The sequence below is a fragment of the Noviherbaspirillum aridicola genome (genome assembly GCF_019656455.1).
Classification (GTDB): Bacteria; Pseudomonadota; Gammaproteobacteria; order Burkholderiales; family Burkholderiaceae_D; genus Noviherbaspirillum; species Noviherbaspirillum aridicola.
On record NZ_BPMK01000024.1, the window covers coordinates 15,695 to 31,041 of the forward strand.

The window sequence follows — 15,347 nt, forward strand, 5'->3', positions numbered from 1 at the left end:
GAAGGGGTCTTAAGCGCTGCGGGTCAGGCGCTTGAGGCCGCCCATGTAGGGCTGCAGCACCTCGGGGATGTCGACGCTGCCGTCGGCCTGCTGGTAGTTCTCGAGGATGGCGACCAGGGTGCGGCCGACCGCGAGGCCGGAACCGTTGAGGGTATGCACCAGCTCCGGCTTGCCCTGCGCGTTGCGGAAGCGGGCCTGCATGCGGCGGGCCTGGAACGCCTCGCAGTTCGACACCGAGGAAATTTCGCGGTAGGTGTTCTGGGCCGGCAGCCAGACTTCCAGGTCGTAGGTCTTGGCGGCGCCGAAGCCCATGTCGCCGGTGCACAGGGTAATCACGCGATACGGCAGGCCGAGCTTCCTGAGGATGTTTTCGGCATGGCCGACCATCTCTTCCAGCGCTTCATAGGATTTTTCCGGATGCACGATCTGCACCATCTCGACCTTGTCGAACTGGTGCTGGCGGATCATGCCGCGCGTGTCGCGGCCATAGCTGCCGGCCTCGGAACGGAAGCACGGGGTGTGCGCGGTCATGCGGATCGGCAGCGCGTCGGCGGACACGATCTCGTCACGCACCATGTTGGTCAGCGACACTTCGGAGGTGGGGATCAGGTAGAGCGCCTCGCCCTCGCCTTCCTGGCCGCCCTTCCTGGCGGCGAACAGGTCGGCCTCGAACTTCGGCAACTGGCCGGTGCCGCGCAGCGAATCCGCGTTGACGATATACGGCGTGTAGCACTCGGTATAGCCGTGCTCGCCGGTATGGGTGTCGAGCATGAATTGCGCGAGCGCGCGGTGCAGGCGGGCGATGCCGCTCTTCATCACCGCGAAGCGGGAGCCAGTGAGCTTGGCGGCGACATCGAAGTCGAGCCCGAGCGCGGCGCCGACGTCGACGTGATCCCTGACCTCGAAATCGAAGCTGCGCGGCGTGCCCACCTTGCGCACTTCGACGTTGCCGGCTTCATCCTGGCCCACGGGCACCGACTCGTGCGGCAGGTTGGGGACGGCGAGCAGGAATTCGGAGAGCCTGGCCTGGATCTGGTCGAGCCGCTCGGCCGATGCCTTGAGCTCGTCGCCGATGCCGCCGACCTCGGCCATCACCGCGGACGCATCCTCGCCTTTGCCCTTGAGCATGCCGATCTGCTTGGACAGCATATTGCGGCGGCTCTGCAATTCCTCGGTGCGGGTCTGGATCTGCTTGCGCTCCGCCTCGAGTGCGTTGAAGGCGGCGGTGTCGAGCTGAAACTTGCGCGCGGCCAGGCGGGCAGCAACGTTGTCGATGTCTTTGCGAAGAAGTTGGATGTCGATCATGGAAGTGCGGGCGCTCGGATGCAAAAACGGCATTGTACCAAGGGCGCGCCCCATTCCCGCTGCCGCCTGCTGCGCCAGCGCAAGTCCGCGTCGCGGGCCATGCCGGCGGGGCGCTCAGTCGTTTCGCTCTCCCCCGTCGCCGCCGATGTATCTCGGGTCGGGGCCCACGTAGGCGATCACCGGATGCGGCAGCACGCCGGGCGGCGCCACGCGCGACAGGTCGAATGAACTGACCGTGGCGGCCACATTGAACGCCCATCCGAATTCGCGCCCGCCCGACACGAACCTGACCGCTTCACCGCCGTTGACGTTGACCCACCTCGTGTCCGGGTTCAGCACGATGGTCTTTTCGGCGGCCGCCGAGGGTATCGGGTGGCCGAGCAGGGACACCGGGTAATCCGACGCGCGGTGGGCACAGCCGGCGCTCAGGACAGCGACAAGCAGGGAAATGTGCAGGGATTTCATGACGCGCTCCGGGGACTTGTGGAGGCTTCGACAGCGCGGCTTTTCGGGCGGTTCTGGGAAGGCGGCGCGGATTACTGCTTGCCGGCGTCCTCGTCGAGTTTTTTCAGATACGCGAGTTTCTCGGCGATCTTGATTTCCAGGCCCCTCGGCACCGGCTGGTACCAGCGCGGCTCCCGCATGCCTTCCGGCAGGTAGTTCTCCCCCGCCGCATAGGCATTCGGCTCGTCGTGCGCGTAGCGGTACAGCTTGCCGTAGCCGAGTTCCTTCATCAGCTTGGTGGGTGCGTTGCGCAGGTGCTCGGGCACCGGGCGCGTCTTGTCCTTGGCGACGAAGGCACGCGCGGCGTTATAGGCGTTGTAGACGGCGTTGGACTTGGCGGCGCAGCTCAGGTAGACCACCGCTTCGGCGAGCGCGAGTTCGCCCTCGGGCGAGCCGAGCCGCTCGTAGACATCGGCGGCGTCCAGCGCGATGCGCAGGGAGCGCGGATCGGCGAGTCCGATGTCCTCCACCGCCATGCGGATGATGCGGCGCGCGAGATAGCGCGGGTCGGCGCCGCCGTCGAGCATGCGCACGAACCAGTACAGCGCGGCGTCGGGACTGGAGCCGCGCACCGACTTGTGCAGGGCCGAGATCTGGTCGTAAAAGGCGTCGCCGCCCTTGTCGAAGCGGCGCAGGTTTTCCGCCAGGGCGGTGGCGAGCAGCGCCTCGTCGACCATCTCGCTCTGCGCGGCCTGGGCGGCGCGGGCGACGATTTCGAGATTGTTGAGCAGCTTGCGGCCGTCGCCGTCGGCGCTGGCGATCAGAGTCGCCCTGGCCTCGGGGGTGAAGTCGAGGCCGTCCAGCTCCTGGATGCAGGCGCGGTCGACCAGCTCGCCCAGGTCCTCCTCCGACAACGACTTGAGCACATAGACGGCGGCGCGCGACAGCAGCGCGCCGTTGACTTCGAAGGAGGGGTTTTCGGTGGTGGCGCCGATGAAGGTGAACAAACCACTTTCCACATGCGGCAGAAAGGCGTCCTGCTGGCTCTTGTTGAAGCGGTGCACTTCGTCGACGAACAGGATGGTGCGGCGTCCGGAATTGGCCTGGACCACCTGGGCCCGTTCGACCGCCTCGCGGATATCCTTGACGCCGGACAGGACCGCGGACAGCGCGATGAATTCCGCATTGAAGCTGTCCGCCATCAGACGCGCCAGCGTGGTCTTGCCCACGCCCGGCGGCCCCCAGAGGATCATGGAGTGCGGCTCGCCCGACTCGAACGCCACCCGCAGCGGCTTGCCCTCGCCCAGCAGGTGCTGCTGGCCGATGACGTCGTCGAGGTGTTGCGGGCGCAGCCTTTCGGCGAGGGGTATGTTTGCCATGATGTCGTCGGGGGTGGTCCCGTTATTCTTGTGAAGGCGGCGATGCCCGCTGCGAAGCCTACTGCTGGAAGACGTCGGCGCCCTTGGGCACGGTGAAGCGGAACTGGCCCGCCGGCAGGTTCGGGTTCTTTTCGAAGCGGGTGAAGCTCAGCTGCGTGACCTGGCCGAAGGCGTCGCGCAATTCCATCGCCTGCGGCAGGCCGTCCTTGAGGCCGATCGCGATGCGCTCGAAGGTCGTGTCCCGGGACCTGGGCGTGGCTTCCAGCCATTCGAGTCCGTCGCGGCTGCCGGCTTCCTTCAGGCTGAAATTCTTTTCGAGGTCGTTGCTGCCGAAGAGGATGGCGGCCGGGGAGGAGCCGAGCGCATCGCCGAGCGGCTTGACCGTCACCTGGTTCAGGTCCTTGTCGTAGATGTAGAGCTTTTCGCCGTCGGCCTGCAGCAGCTGGTCATACGGCTTCTGGTAGGTCCAGATGAACTTGCCGGGACGGGCGAACATGAAGCTGCCGCTGGAAACGCCGGCCGGCTTCTGCGCGCCGTCGACCGTCTTGATCTGGCGCTGCGTGAATTCGCCCTTTGCCGACTTGGCGGTGGCGACGAAGGATTTGAACTGATCGAGCGCCGCGGCGCCGGCGAGCCCGGGCAGGGCCGCGAACAGGACCGGCAGCAGCAGCTTGCGCAAACGGTGAGAGGCCAGAATCAAATTGTTTCCCTATTCGGTGGTGGTCCCGGCAGGCACGAGGATGTCGCGGTTGCCGTTGGTTTGCATCGATGAAACCAGCCCGCTCTGCTCCATCTGTTCCAGCAAGCGGGCCGCCCGATTGTAGCCGATCCGCAAATGACGCTGCACCAGCGAGATCGAGGCGCGGCGGTTCTTGAGCACGACGGCGACCGCCTGGTCGTACATCGGGTCGGCCTCGCCGCTGGCGCCGCCTTCGGCCCCGGCCGCGGCATCGCCGCCCTCTTCGCTGGCGCCACCCTCTAGGATTCCTTCTATGTAATTGGGTTCCCCCTGCGCCTTGAGGTGCTGCACCACGCGGTGCACTTCGTCGTCGGAGACGAAGGCGCCATGCACCCGCACCGGCAGGCCGCTTCCCGGCGGCATGTAGAGCATGTCGCCCATGCCGAGCAGGGTCTCCGCGCCCATCTGGTCGAGGATGGTGCGGGAGTCGATCTTGCTGCTGACCTGGAACGCGATGCGGGTCGGGATGTTGGCCTTGATCAGGCCGGTGATGACGTCGACCGACGGACGCTGGGTGGCCAGGATCAGGTGGATGCCGGCGGCACGCGCCTTCTGCGCGATGCGCGCGATCAGCTCTTCGACCTTCTTGCCGACCACCATCATCAGGTCGGCCAGTTCGTCGATGATGATGACGATGGTCGGCAGTTTTTCCAGCGGCTCCGGCGCGTCGGGTGTGAGGCTGAAGGGATTGGGGATCTTCTCTTCCTTCTTCTCGGCGTCGGCGATCTTGGCGTTGTAGCCGGCCAGGTTGCGCACGCCGAGCTTGGACATCAGCTTGTAGCGGCGCTCCATCTCGGCCACCGCCCAGTTCAGCGCGTGGCCGGCCTGGCGCATGTCGGTCACCACCGGCGCCAGCAGGTGCGGGATGCCTTCATAGACCGACATTTCCAGCATCTTGGGGTCGATCAGGATCATCCGCACCAGGTTGGGATCGGACTTGTAGAGCAGCGACAGGATGGTGGCGTTGATGCCCACCGACTTGCCCGAGCCGGTGGTACCGGCGACCAGCAGGTGCGGCATCTTGGCCAGGTCGGCCACCACCGGGTTGCCGGCGATGTCCTTGCCGAGCGCGACCGTCAGGCTGGAATGGCTGTCGTTGTAGACCTTGGAGCCAAGGATTTCAGTCAGGCGCACGATCTGCCGCTTGGGATTGGGCAGCTCCAGGCCCATGTAATTCTTGCCGGGAATCGTCTCGACCACGCGGATCGAGGTCAGCGACAGCGAGCGCGCGAGGTCGCGCGCGAGATTGACGATCTGGCTGCCCTTGACGCCGGTCGCCGGCTCGATCTCGTAGCGGGTGATCACCGGGCCGGGATAGGCGGCCACGACCTTCACCTCGACGCCGAAGTCGGACAGCTTCTTTTCGATCAGGCGGCTGGTGAATTCCAGGGTTTCGACGCTGACGGTCTCCTGCGCCGGCGGCGGCTCGTCCAGCAGGGACAGCGGCGGCAGGTTGGTGTCCGGCAGGTCGGCGAACAGCGAGACCTGCTTCTCCTTTTCCACGCGCTCGGACTTCGGCACCGCCACCACCTGCGGCTCGATGCGGATCGGCGGCGCCTCGACGATCTTCGCGCGCTCCTGCACCACGGCTTCCTCGCGCTTGACGGCGGCGGCCTGGCCGAGCTTGCGGTCCTCGCGCGCGGCGTACAGCTTGCGCAGCGCGAGCGCGCCATCCTCGATGGCGCCGCCGATACGCTCGGCCAGCGCCAGCCAGGAGACCTGGAAGAACAGCGAAAAGCCGACGCCGAACAGCAGCAGCAGGAACAGCGTGCCGCCGGTGAAGCCGAACGCGGCGTGGGCGCCGCCGCCGATCAGCTCGCCGAGCACGCCGCCCGGCGCGCGCGGCAGCTGGACCCTGAGCGTATGCATCCGCAGGTATTCGATGGCAACGCTGCCGAACAGCATCAGCGCGAAGCCGAACGCCCGGATCCAAGCTTCCTGCGGATGCTCGGGCTCCGGTTCCTGCTGGAACAGGAAACGATGCGACAGCCGCCGGTAGCCCTTCCACACCATGCGCAGCAGATAAACGCAGAACCACCAGGCGGAGGCGCCGAAGATGAACAGCATCAGGTCGGCGAGCCAGGCGCCGATGCGGCCGCCCCAGTTGTTCAGCTGCGGCACGACGGCGGCCTGGGACCAGCCGGGGTCGGTCCGGGAATATGTCAGAAAGATAAGAATCAGGTAGACGGTGACCACCGCCAGACCGAACCAGCGCGCCTCGGACAACAGGCGCACCAGCCGGTTGGGCATGGGCGCGGCCGGGGCGGGCTTGGCATTGCGGGTATAAGCTTGGGCTGTTCGGGTCATAAGGCTTGGGACATGCGGCGGGACGCCGGGGGAGGCTCGACCGGGATCGGACACGGTCCGGCCCGGGAACGGGTTTCGTCTATAATCTTACCCAGTTTTTCGGATGCAATATCGGTGCGCCATTGAAATTTTACCTTTTGGCGACATCTGATCCGGCATGACGGCCCCATTGCGTCCCGTCGGCGTCACAACGATCAATCACTACTCTCCCCTACTGCCATGGCAACCACCACAAAACACGCCCATGTACTGATCATCGGGTCCGGCCCGGCCGGCTACAGCGCCGCCGTCTATGCGGCCCGCGCCAACCTGAAGCCGGTGCTGATCACCGGTGTCGAGCAGGGCGGCCAGCTGATGACCACCACCGACGTGGAAAACTGGCCGGGCGACCCGCTGGGCGTGCAGGGACCGGAGCTGATGCAGCGCCTGCTGCAGCACGCGGAGCGCTTCAACACCGAGATCGTGTTCGATTACATCCATACCGCCAAGCTGACCGAAAAGCCGATGCGCCTGATCGGCGACAGCGGCGAGTACACCTGCGACGCCCTGATCATCGCCACCGGCGCCTCGGCCCAGTACCTCGGCCTGCCGTCGGAAGAATCCTTCATGGGCCGCGGCGTGTCCGCCTGCGCGACCTGCGACGGTTTCTTCTACAAGGGCCAGCAGGTGGCGGTGGTCGGCGGCGGCAATACCGCGGTCGAGGAAGCGCTGTATCTGTCCAACATTGCCAGCAAGGTCACGGTCATCCACCGCCGCGACAAGTTCCGCGCCGAGCCCATCCTGGTCGACCGCCTGATGGCCAAGGTCGAGGAAGGCAAGGTCGAGATCAAGTGGAACCATACGCTCGATGAAGTGCTCGGAGATGACAGCGGCGTCACCGGCGTGCGCATCAAGTCGAGCAAGGGCGAGACCAGCGAGATCGGCCTGCAGGGCGTGTTCATCGCGATCGGCCACAAGCCCAATACCGGCATCTTCGAGGGCCAGCTCGACATGGAGAACGGCTACATCAGGACGAAGAGCGGCATCGAAGGCATGGCGACCGCGACCAACATACCGGGCGTGTTCGCCGCGGGCGACGTGCAGGACCATGTCTACCGCCAGGCGATCACCAGCGCCGGCACCGGCTGCATGGCCGCGCTCGACGCCCAGCGTTACCTGGAAAGCCTGGACGGCTGACCGGCGTCGCGGTCGGCGGCGGCGGATGCCGCCGCTGTGCAAGGAGTTGATCATGTCCGGTCCGATCAAGGACTTCGCCGCGCTCAAGCAATTGCGCGCGCAAATCAAGGCCACCGAAGAAGCCCGCAAGGCGGCCGAAGCGGAGCGCCTGCGGCGCGAACAGGAAAGCCGGCGCGACGTCGAGCTGTTCAGGCGCAGCATCGGCAATGTCGCGCCGCTGGCCCCGCCCGACAAGGCGCATGCCGCGCCGCCCCCGCCCGCGCCGCTGCCGCGCCAGCGCATGGCCGACGAACAGGCGGCGCTGCAGGAATCGCTGTCGGATGAATTCAATGTCGACACCCTGCTCGAATCCGACGAGGCGCTGAGCTACGCGCGCGAGGGCATCGGGCCGGACACGGTGCGCAAGCTGCGCCGCGGCCACTGGGTGATCCAGGAACAGCTCGACCTGCACGGCATGCGCCGCGAGCAGGCGCGCGAGGCGCTCGGCGAATTCCTGCGCCAGGCGGTCCGGCGCGGCATCCGCTGCGTGCGCGTCATCCACGGCAAGGGCCTCGGCTCGGTCAACAAGGAACCCGTCCTCAAGAGCAAGGTGCGCAGCTGGCTGGTACAGAAGGAAGAAGTCATCGCCTTTTGCCAGGCGCGCGCCGCGGACGGCGGCGCCGGCGCCCTGGTGGTGCTGCTGCGTGCATCGGGCGGCTGATTCCGCGCGCCGGCGCGCGCCGCGTACAATGCGGAAAAGAACAATTCCGCCTGGCGCATGTCCCTGATCAAATTCCTCGAAATACTCGCCATTCTCGCCGGCGCCTTCTCCGGCTTCGCCGAGGCGCGCAGAAAAAGAATGGACGTGGTCGGGATCTTCACCGTCGCCTTCATCACCGCCTTCGGCGGCGGCACCCTGCGCGATATCCTGCTCGACGAGCGCCCCTTGTTCTGGGTCGCGCACCAGGAATACGCGATCCTGATTTTTCTGCTGGCGCTGGTGGCCGCGCCCGCGATCGCGATGATGCGCAAGCTGATCTCGGAACGCCTGGTGGTGGTGGCGGACGCGCTGGGGCTCGGGCTGTTTTCGATCGTCGGCGTGTCGCAAGCGCTGGAGGCCGGCATGCCGATCTTCATCGCCTCGATGATGGGCGTGATCACGGGGATCTTCGGCGGCGTGCTGCGCGACATCGTGTGCAACGAGATTCCGATGGTGCTGCGCGACGGCCGGCCCTATGCGATCTGTTCATTCGCCGGCTGCTGGATGTACCTGCTGATGACCAAGGCAGGCATCCCGGGGGATTTTTCGCTGTGGACGAGTGCCCTGGCGATCAGCCTGTTCCGGCTGGTCACCTGGCACAGGGGTGTCCGGATCGACTGATCCGGACGAGGGTTCAGACGGCGTCGGGGCCGGTTTCGCCGGTGCGGATGCGGATGACCTGCTCGACTTCGCGCACGAAGATCTTGCCGTCGCCGATCTTGCCGGTACGGGCCGCCTTGATGATGGCATCGACCGCCTGCTCGACCACGGCGTCGTCGAGCACCGCCTCGATCTTCACCTTCGGCAGGAAATCCACCACGTATTCCGCGCCGCGGTACAGCTCGGTGTGGCCCTTCTGGCGGCCGAAGCCCTTGACCTCGGTGACGGTCAGGCCGGTGATGCCGATTTCGCCCAGCGCCTCGCGCACTTCGTCGAGCTTGAACGGTTTGATGATTGCGGTGACCAGCTTCATAACAACTCCTTCGTTAAATCGTCTTCAAAACCTGCTGGCGCGAACCTGATTGCCCGGGCCGGATGCCGCTACGATAACCCGCGGCAATGATCTCGGCAATGGCGGATGCGCCGGTCCCGCTTCAGTCGGGAATTCAGTCGGGAATATTCTTCATATCCTCCATCCAGACCACCGATTCGGAATCGCTCGGCGCGCGCCAGTCGCCGCGCGGCGACAGCGAACCGCCGGAACCGACCTTGGGCGCGTTCGGGATGGCGGAGCGCTTGAACTGGCTGGTCTTGAAGAATCGGTGCAGGAAGATGCCGAGATTGCGCTTGATCGCGGCCAGGTCGTATTCGTTGCGCGCCACGTGCGCCTCCTCCGGCCAGCGGCCGGCTTCCCGGTCGCGCCAGGCGGCATGCGCGAGGAAGGCCACCTTGGCCGGCGAGAAACCGAAGCGCAGCGTGTAGTACAGGTTGAAATCCTGCAGCTCGTAGGGGCCGATCGCGCTCTCCGTCTTCTGCTCCGGCTGATTGTCCGACTTGCCGGGCACGAGTTCGGGGCTGATGTCGGTGTCGAGCACCGCCAGCAGCACCTCGGAACCGGTACTGCCGATCTGGCCGGTTTCCGCCACCCAGCGCACGAGATGGCTGATCAGCGTCTTCGGCACGCTGGCGTTCACGCTGTAATGGGACATGTGGTCGCCCACGCCGTAGGTGCACCAGCCGAGTGCGAGTTCGGACAGGTCGCCGGTGCCGATCACGATGCCGTTGTGCAGGTTGGCGAGGCGGAACAGATGGCTGGTGCGCTCGCCGGCCTGCACATTCTCGAACGTGACGTCGTATTTCTCCTCGCCCTGGCCGTAGGGATGGCCGATGTCCTTGAGCATCTGCAGGCAGCTCGGCCGGATGTCGATCTCGCTCGCCGAGCAGCCGATCACGTCCATCAGCTGGCGCGCCTGCTGCAGGGTGCGGCCGCTGGTGGCGAAGCCGGGCATGGTGATGCCGATGATATTCGTGCGTGGCAGGCCGAGCCGGTCCATCGCTGCGGCGCAGACCAGCAGCGCATGGGTGGAATCGAGGCCGCCGGAGACGCCGATGATGACCTTGTCCATGCCGGTGGCCGACAGGCGCTGCGACAGCGCCTGCACCTGGATGTTGTAGACCTCGCTGCAGCGCTCGTCGCGGCGGCGGCGGTCGGACGGAACATACGGGAAGCGCTCGACGTTGCGCCGCAGGGGCAGCCTGTCCGCGCGCGGCAGGTCGAGCGGAAATTCGACGCAGCGAAAGCGCGCCAGCTCCTGCGCGTGGCGGCGCACCGAGTGGCCGAAGGTGGTATTGCGCATGCGCTCGTGCGACAGGCGGCCGAGGTCGACATCGGCGCAGATGAGATGCGAATCGGTGAGGAATCGGCCCGACTCGGCGAGCAGCTCGCCGTTCTCGCAGATCAGCGACTGGCCGTCCCAGGCCATGTCGGTGGTCGACTCGCCCTGCCCCGCCGAGGAATACAGATAGGCCGACAGGCAGCGCGCGGACTGCTGGCTCACCAGCTGGTGGCGGTAGCCGGACTTGCCGACCACGATATTGGACGCCGACAGGTTGAGCAGCACGGTGGCGCCCGCCAGGCAGGCATAGGACGAGGGCGGAATCGGCGCCCACAGGTCTTCGCAGATCTCGACATGGAATCGCAGCAGGGGCAGGTTGGCGACCTGGAACAGCAGGTGCGGGCCGAACGGCACCTGCTGGCCGAGCAGCGTGATCTCGCCGCAGACGGCGCTGTCGGCGGGATTGAACTGGCGCCCCTCGTAGAACTCGCCGTAGTTGGGCAGATAGGTCTTGGGCACCACGCCCTGGATGCGGCCGCCGGCGACCACCGCCGCGCAGTTGTACAGCTTGTGCTCGACCCGCAGCGGCAGGCCGACAATCATCGCCAGCGGCAGTTTTTCCGAGGCGGCGACGATGGTGCCGAGCGCTTCGGTGCAGGCCTGCAGCAGCGCGCCCTGGTGGAACAGGTCGTCGCAGGTGTAGGCCGACAGGCCCAGCTCGGGGAACAGCAACAGGGCGACGCCGCTTTTCGCGGCATCCTCGGCCAGCGCCAGCGTCTGGCGCGCATTGAAGACGGGATCGGCGACGCGGATGCGCGGCACGCCCACCGCGACCCTGGCAAAGTCGTGGGAATAGATATTGAAGAAATTCTTGCTCATGTCTGCTTGTCTCCGACGAATCCGCGGGCGGCAAGTGGATGCAGGCCCGGGTTGGCGAACTTGCGTAGAATGAAGCAGTACTGCCCGGAGAGCCGTACTGACTGGATTGACAAAAGTGAATTATCGCACGCGAATCGTTTCTTCCCTTTCCGCCATCGCCGAACAATGGGATGCGCTTGTCGCGGCGCAAAGCGAAACCAGTCCCTTCCTGCTGTCGGCCTTCCTGGATGCCCTGCACGAGAGCGGCAGCGCGGCCCCGCGCGCGGGCTGGCAGGCCCAGTACCTGACGCTCTGGCGGGACGACACCCTGGCGGCGGCGCTGCCGCTGTACGTGAAGGCCCATTCCTACGGCGAGTACGTGTTCGACTGGGCGTGGGCCGACGCCTACCGCCGCAACGGCCTCGACTATTACCCCAAGCTGCTGGCCGCGATTCCGTTCACGCCCGTGCCCGGCAGCCGCCTGCTGGCACGCGACGCCGGGGCCGAAGCCGCGCTGATCGCCGCCCTGTGCGAACTGCAGCGGGAGAACGGCCTGTCCTCGACCCACATCCTGTTTCCGCCGGAGGATCAGGCGCGGCGCCTGGAAGCGGCCGGATTCATGCTGCGCAACGGGGTGCAGTTTCACTGGCTCAATCGCGGCTATGCCGACTTCGACGGTTTCCTCGACACGTTGGAGCGCAAGAAGCGCAAGAACATCCGCGCGGAGCGGCGCAAGGTCGCCGAAGCCGGCATCGGCTTCAGGCATGTCGCCGGCGGCGAGGCGAGCGAGGCCGACTGGCGCTTCTTCAAGCGCTGCTACGACCATACCTATGCCGCGCATTATTCGACGCCCTATCTGAATCTCGATTTCTTTCTGCGCGTCGGCCGTGACATGCCGCGGCATCTGCGGCTGATCATCGCGGAACGCGAGGGACGCCCGATCGCCGCCTCGCTCGTGGTGCACGATGAACAGGCGCTGTATGGCCGCTACTGGGGTGCGATCGAAGACGTGCCCTGCCTGCATTTCGAGACCGCCTACTACCAGCCGCTGGAATTCTGCATCGCCCGCGGCATACAGCGTTTCGAGGGCGGCGCGCAGGGCGAGCACAAGATGGCGCGCGGCTTCCTGCCCGTGAAGACCTGGTCCGCCCACTGGCTCGCCCATCCCGGCTTCGCCGACGCGGTGGAGCGCTTCCTCGAGCAGGAATCGGGCGGCATCGCCGCGTATATCGACGAACTGCGCGAGCATGATCCGTTCCGCGCCTGATCGTCTTGCCAAATACGACACTTGCGGGCATGCTGTCGGGCCATGAGCGCCACCGCCTCCTCCCGCAGCCACTACAGCGAACCGCACCGCATCGGCCGGTTCAGCATCGCCCACGAGCTCGGACGCGGGACCACCGGCTGTGTCTACCTCGGGCATGACACGGTGGTCGGACGGGACGTCGCGATCAAGACCGCCAATCCCCGGCTGTCCGGGAGCGACAAGGCGCGCTGCGAGCGCCAGCTGATCAACGAGGCGCGCATCGCCGGGCGCCTCTCCCATCCCAACATCGTCACCATCTATGACGCGTCCAGCGAAGGCGGCGTGACCTATGTGGCGATGGAGTATCTGCAGGGGCATACCCTCGCCCGCCTGCTCGACGGCGGCCGCCGCTATCCCGCGCATGAAGCCGCGTCGATCGGGTGGCGCATCGCCGGCGCGCTCGAACACGCGCACCGGCGCGGCGTCGTCCACCGCGACCTCAAGCCCGCCAACATCTACATGGTCAACGACCTGCAGCCCAAGCTGATCGATTTCGGCATCGCGCGCGGCCCCAACCGTCTGCCCGACGACGAGGTGCGGCCGGACGAGGTGGTCACGCTGATGGCCGGGGAACAGCTGCTCGGCACGCCGAACTACATGTCGCCGGAGCAGGCGCGCGGCGAGCCGGTGGACGCGCGTACCGACATCTATTCGCTCGGCGCGGTGATGTATGAAATGCTCACCGGCTGCAAGCCCTTCCAGGCGCAAAGCGCGGACAAGCTGCTGCAGCAGATCGCCTACAAGGCGCCGCGGGCGCCGCATGAAGTGAACCCGGAAGTGCCGATGTCGCTGTCGCGCGTGGTGCTGCAGGCCATGAGCAAGCGGCCGGAGAAGCGTTACCAGAGCGCGGAGCGCATGGCGCTCGACATCCGCCGCTACCTGCTCAAGGAGCGTCGCGCGCGGCGCCGGCTGAACCTGGCGGTGGATGCCGCGGTGCAGGCGGCCGAGCGCGACGAGGACACGCGCGCGCCGGATCGCCGCCTGCTCCTGGCCGGGCTCGCCGCCGCCGCCGTGCTGCTGGCCGCAGCGGCCGCCGTGCTGAAGTTCGGCTGAACGGCCCCGCTCAGCGCGGCTGCACCGCCGCCAGCACCTGCCCCTTGAGCGTCTTGATCAATGCCGTCTCGTCGTGCGGCACCCCCTCGGGCGCCGGCTGCACCCGGTCGGCGTAGAAGAAGCCGAGCTGCCGCTTCTGCACCACCAGCGGCAGGACGATGAAGCTGCGCGCGTCGGGCAGCAGCGCGCGGTGCCAGGCCGGCAGCAGATCGCGGATCTTCGGCACGCCGGCGTCGGAAATCATCAGGTCGGCATCGTTTTCCAGCGCCAGCAGGAACAGGTCGCGCGACGACGAGGCGGGAAAGGCGAATTTCGCCTGCCGCTCGGCGGCCTGCTCGCCGATGGCGATGCGGGCGCGGAAGCCCTGGTTCTGCGGATCCTTCAGGCAGACCGTGGCGAAACGGAAGCCGAGGCCGCTGTACAGCGTCTCCAGCACCAGCAGCATCAGGTCGTTCACCTTGCAGCGGCCCGAGGCCATCATCTGCGTCACGTCCTGCACGCCGGCCAGCAGGCGGTCGCGGGCGTTGATCGGCTTGCCGCTCGCATGGCGCGGCACGTCGTCGGGCGACGGCTCCTGGTCCGCCCCGCCCAGCAGCAGTTCGCCCGGCAGCCCGGAAGCGCGCGCGGCGTCGTCCGCCGCCTGGGCGTGCGGCTCGCGCTCGACGTGCTCATCATTGAGCGCCAGGTCGACATTGGTGGCCAGGTTGCGGGTTTCCTCGGCGACGTCGGCGAACATCTCGCTCATGCGGGCATGATCCAGGCCGAGCGCGCCGCCGAAGCGGGTCAGCACCGCGCGCGCGGCGGCCTCCTGTCCCTGCTCGCCGTGCTGCGGAATCAGCCGGGCGGCGGCGGCGCTGAAGGCGGCGACCTGCTGCATCCATTCCTGGCGCCCCTTCGGCGGCTTGAGCACGCCGGGCGGCGGCGAGGCCAGCGCGGAGACGATGGTCTCCGGCATGTTCCACTCGCGCAGCACCGCTTCGGCCAGCAGTTCGAAACTGCAGCCGAGCACCTCGATCGAAGCCTGGGCGGGCGTATGGTCGCCGGCTTCCGCCAGCGCGCTGATGCGGTTGTAGCTGTGCGGATCGTGCGCGGCGACCAGCACCCGGCCGATGTTCTTGAAGAGCGCCGCGATGGCGGCCTCTTCCGCGTCCTTGAACTGGCTGCGGCGCGCCATCTCGCGCCCGACGATGCTGGCGCACAGTGCCTGGTTGAGTTCGTTGTACACCGCTTTCGCATGGCGGCCGGCGAGCCCGTCGACCAGGATCATCGCCAGCGCCGCGGTCTTGACCGTCTCGAAACCGAGAATGAAGATCGCCTTGGAGACCGTGGTCACCGGCGTGCCCGACGCGGTGCGGTAGGTGACGGTATTGGCGAGGCGCAGTACCTTCTGCGTCAGGGCCACGTCGGACAGGATGAAGCGGGCGAGACTGCGGACCGCCTCGTCGTCCGAGGACGTCATCTGAACGACGCGGGAAACGGCGCCGCCAAGCGCGGGCAGGTCAGCCTCGGAACTGATCTTCTGCAGCAGACGGTCGCGCGCGATGCGGGCGGCTTCGTCGGCCGGTGTCCGGGCTCCGGCGGGACTGGCTGGCCCGGCATGTTGTGAAACCACTTGAAAGCGCTCCTCGGAAAACCTTGTTCTTGTGTTGACCGATGATGCCCCAAACGCTGCGGAATGTCGATGCTCATGTGCAACATTTCCCGCGACAAGAGGGAAGCTGAACGCCGGGAGTCGGACGCCGCGCGGTCGCAGTGCGACCGCCCG

Annotated in this window: 13 protein-coding genes; 5 read left to right on the plus strand and 8 right to left on the minus strand. The window is 66.7% G+C overall.

The genetic code is table 11. The annotated features are described in order from the left end of the window. Window positions 1-9: 9 nt before the first annotated feature. From serS to NCCP691_RS20470, 5 genes are all read right to left on the minus strand, one after another. Window positions 10-1,305: a serine--tRNA ligase gene (gene serS / locus NCCP691_RS20450; RefSeq protein ID WP_220810421.1), complete on the minus strand. Its 1,296-nt coding sequence runs from the start codon at window positions 1,303-1,305 to the stop codon at window positions 10-12. Window positions 1,306-1,419: 114 nt separating this feature from the next. Then, complete coding sequence (locus NCCP691_RS20455; protein ID WP_220810422.1) at window positions 1,420-1,770, minus strand: CzcE family metal-binding protein; 351 nt, start codon at window positions 1,768-1,770, stop codon at window positions 1,420-1,422. A gap of 71 nt (window positions 1,771-1,841) precedes the next feature. Beyond that, the gene (locus NCCP691_RS20460) at window positions 1,842-3,128 is read right to left on the minus strand and encodes a replication-associated recombination protein A (RefSeq protein WP_220810423.1); all 1,287 of its coding nucleotides are present in this window, start codon (window positions 3,126-3,128) and stop codon (window positions 1,842-1,844) included. Window positions 3,129-3,186: 58 nt separating this feature from the next. Continuing rightward, window positions 3,187-3,828, minus strand: coding sequence for an outer membrane lipoprotein chaperone LolA (gene lolA / locus NCCP691_RS20465; RefSeq protein WP_220810424.1), 642 nt, complete (start codon window positions 3,826-3,828; stop codon window positions 3,187-3,189). A gap of 9 nt (window positions 3,829-3,837) precedes the next feature. Beyond that, window positions 3,838-6,174 carry a DNA translocase FtsK gene (locus tag NCCP691_RS20470; RefSeq protein ID WP_220810425.1) on the minus strand — a complete coding sequence of 779 codons (2,337 nt, stop codon included), beginning with the start codon at window positions 6,172-6,174 and terminating at the stop codon, window positions 3,838-3,840. A gap of 219 nt (window positions 6,175-6,393) precedes the next feature. Between NCCP691_RS20470 and trxB the strand changes: the two genes are divergently transcribed. The 3 genes from trxB to NCCP691_RS20485 are packed head-to-tail and all read left to right on the plus strand — an operon-like array spanning window position 6,394 to window position 8,710. Continuing rightward, window positions 6,394-7,350, plus strand: a complete 957-nt coding sequence (gene trxB / locus NCCP691_RS20475; RefSeq protein WP_220810426.1) for a thioredoxin-disulfide reductase — start codon at window positions 6,394-6,396, stop codon at window positions 7,348-7,350. Window positions 7,351-7,402: 52 nt separating this feature from the next. After that, on the plus strand, window positions 7,403-8,050 hold the full coding sequence (locus NCCP691_RS20480; protein ID WP_220810427.1) for a Smr/MutS family protein: 648 nt from the start codon (window positions 7,403-7,405) through the stop codon (window positions 8,048-8,050). A gap of 57 nt (window positions 8,051-8,107) precedes the next feature. Then, window positions 8,108-8,710: a trimeric intracellular cation channel family protein gene (locus NCCP691_RS20485; protein WP_220810428.1), complete on the plus strand. Its 603-nt coding sequence runs from the start codon at window positions 8,108-8,110 to the stop codon at window positions 8,708-8,710. 13 nt (window positions 8,711-8,723) lie between these two features. On the opposite strand, the gene NCCP691_RS20490 is transcribed toward NCCP691_RS20485, so the two are convergent. Both NCCP691_RS20490 and NCCP691_RS20495 read right to left on the minus strand, forming a co-directional pair. Further along, window positions 8,724-9,062: a P-II family nitrogen regulator gene (locus tag NCCP691_RS20490; RefSeq protein WP_220810429.1), complete on the minus strand. Its 339-nt coding sequence runs from the start codon at window positions 9,060-9,062 to the stop codon at window positions 8,724-8,726. A 133-nt stretch (window positions 9,063-9,195) separates the two neighbouring features. Continuing rightward, the gene (locus NCCP691_RS20495) at window positions 9,196-11,244 is read right to left on the minus strand and encodes an NAD(+) synthase (RefSeq protein ID WP_220810430.1); all 2,049 of its coding nucleotides are present in this window, start codon (window positions 11,242-11,244) and stop codon (window positions 9,196-9,198) included. A gap of 115 nt (window positions 11,245-11,359) precedes the next feature. Between NCCP691_RS20495 and NCCP691_RS20500 the strand changes: the two genes are divergently transcribed. Then, window positions 11,360-12,490 carry a GNAT family N-acetyltransferase gene (locus tag NCCP691_RS20500; protein ID WP_220810431.1) on the plus strand — a complete coding sequence of 377 codons (1,131 nt, stop codon included), beginning with the start codon at window positions 11,360-11,362 and terminating at the stop codon, window positions 12,488-12,490. A gap of 42 nt (window positions 12,491-12,532) precedes the next feature. Next, a complete protein-coding gene (locus NCCP691_RS20505; RefSeq protein ID WP_220810432.1) occupies window positions 12,533-13,582 on the plus strand; it encodes a serine/threonine-protein kinase in 1,050 nt (349 codons plus the stop codon). Between the two features lie 10 nt (window positions 13,583-13,592). On the opposite strand, the gene NCCP691_RS20510 is transcribed toward NCCP691_RS20505, so the two are convergent. Then, window positions 13,593-15,194: an HDOD domain-containing protein gene (locus NCCP691_RS20510; RefSeq protein ID WP_238482531.1), complete on the minus strand. Its 1,602-nt coding sequence runs from the start codon at window positions 15,192-15,194 to the stop codon at window positions 13,593-13,595. Between the last annotated feature and the right edge of the window lie 153 nt (window positions 15,195-15,347).

Coding starts and splice junctions, on each gene's coding strand:
- NCCP691_RS20485 (WP_220810428.1), top strand. CDS start 8,108: ATGTCCCTGATCAAATTCCTCGAAATACTCGCCATTCTCGCCGGCGCC.
- serS (WP_220810421.1), bottom strand. CDS start 1,305: ATGATCGACATCCAACTTCTTCGCAAAGACATCGACAACGTTGCTGCC.
- NCCP691_RS20495 (WP_220810430.1), bottom strand. CDS start 11,244: ATGAGCAAGAATTTCTTCAATATCTATTCCCACGACTTTGCCAGGGTC.
- NCCP691_RS20490 (WP_220810429.1), bottom strand. CDS start 9,062: ATGAAGCTGGTCACCGCAATCATCAAACCGTTCAAGCTCGACGAAGTG.
- trxB (WP_220810426.1), top strand. CDS start 6,394: ATGGCAACCACCACAAAACACGCCCATGTACTGATCATCGGGTCCGGC.
- NCCP691_RS20455 (WP_220810422.1), bottom strand. CDS start 1,770: ATGAAATCCCTGCACATTTCCCTGCTTGTCGCTGTCCTGAGCGCCGGC.
- NCCP691_RS20460 (WP_220810423.1), bottom strand. CDS start 3,128: ATGGCAAACATACCCCTCGCCGAAAGGCTGCGCCCGCAACACCTCGAC.
- NCCP691_RS20470 (WP_220810425.1), bottom strand. CDS start 6,174: ATGACCCGAACAGCCCAAGCTTATACCCGCAATGCCAAGCCCGCCCCG.
- NCCP691_RS20480 (WP_220810427.1), top strand. CDS start 7,403: ATGTCCGGTCCGATCAAGGACTTCGCCGCGCTCAAGCAATTGCGCGCG.
- NCCP691_RS20505 (WP_220810432.1), top strand. CDS start 12,533: ATGAGCGCCACCGCCTCCTCCCGCAGCCACTACAGCGAACCGCACCGC.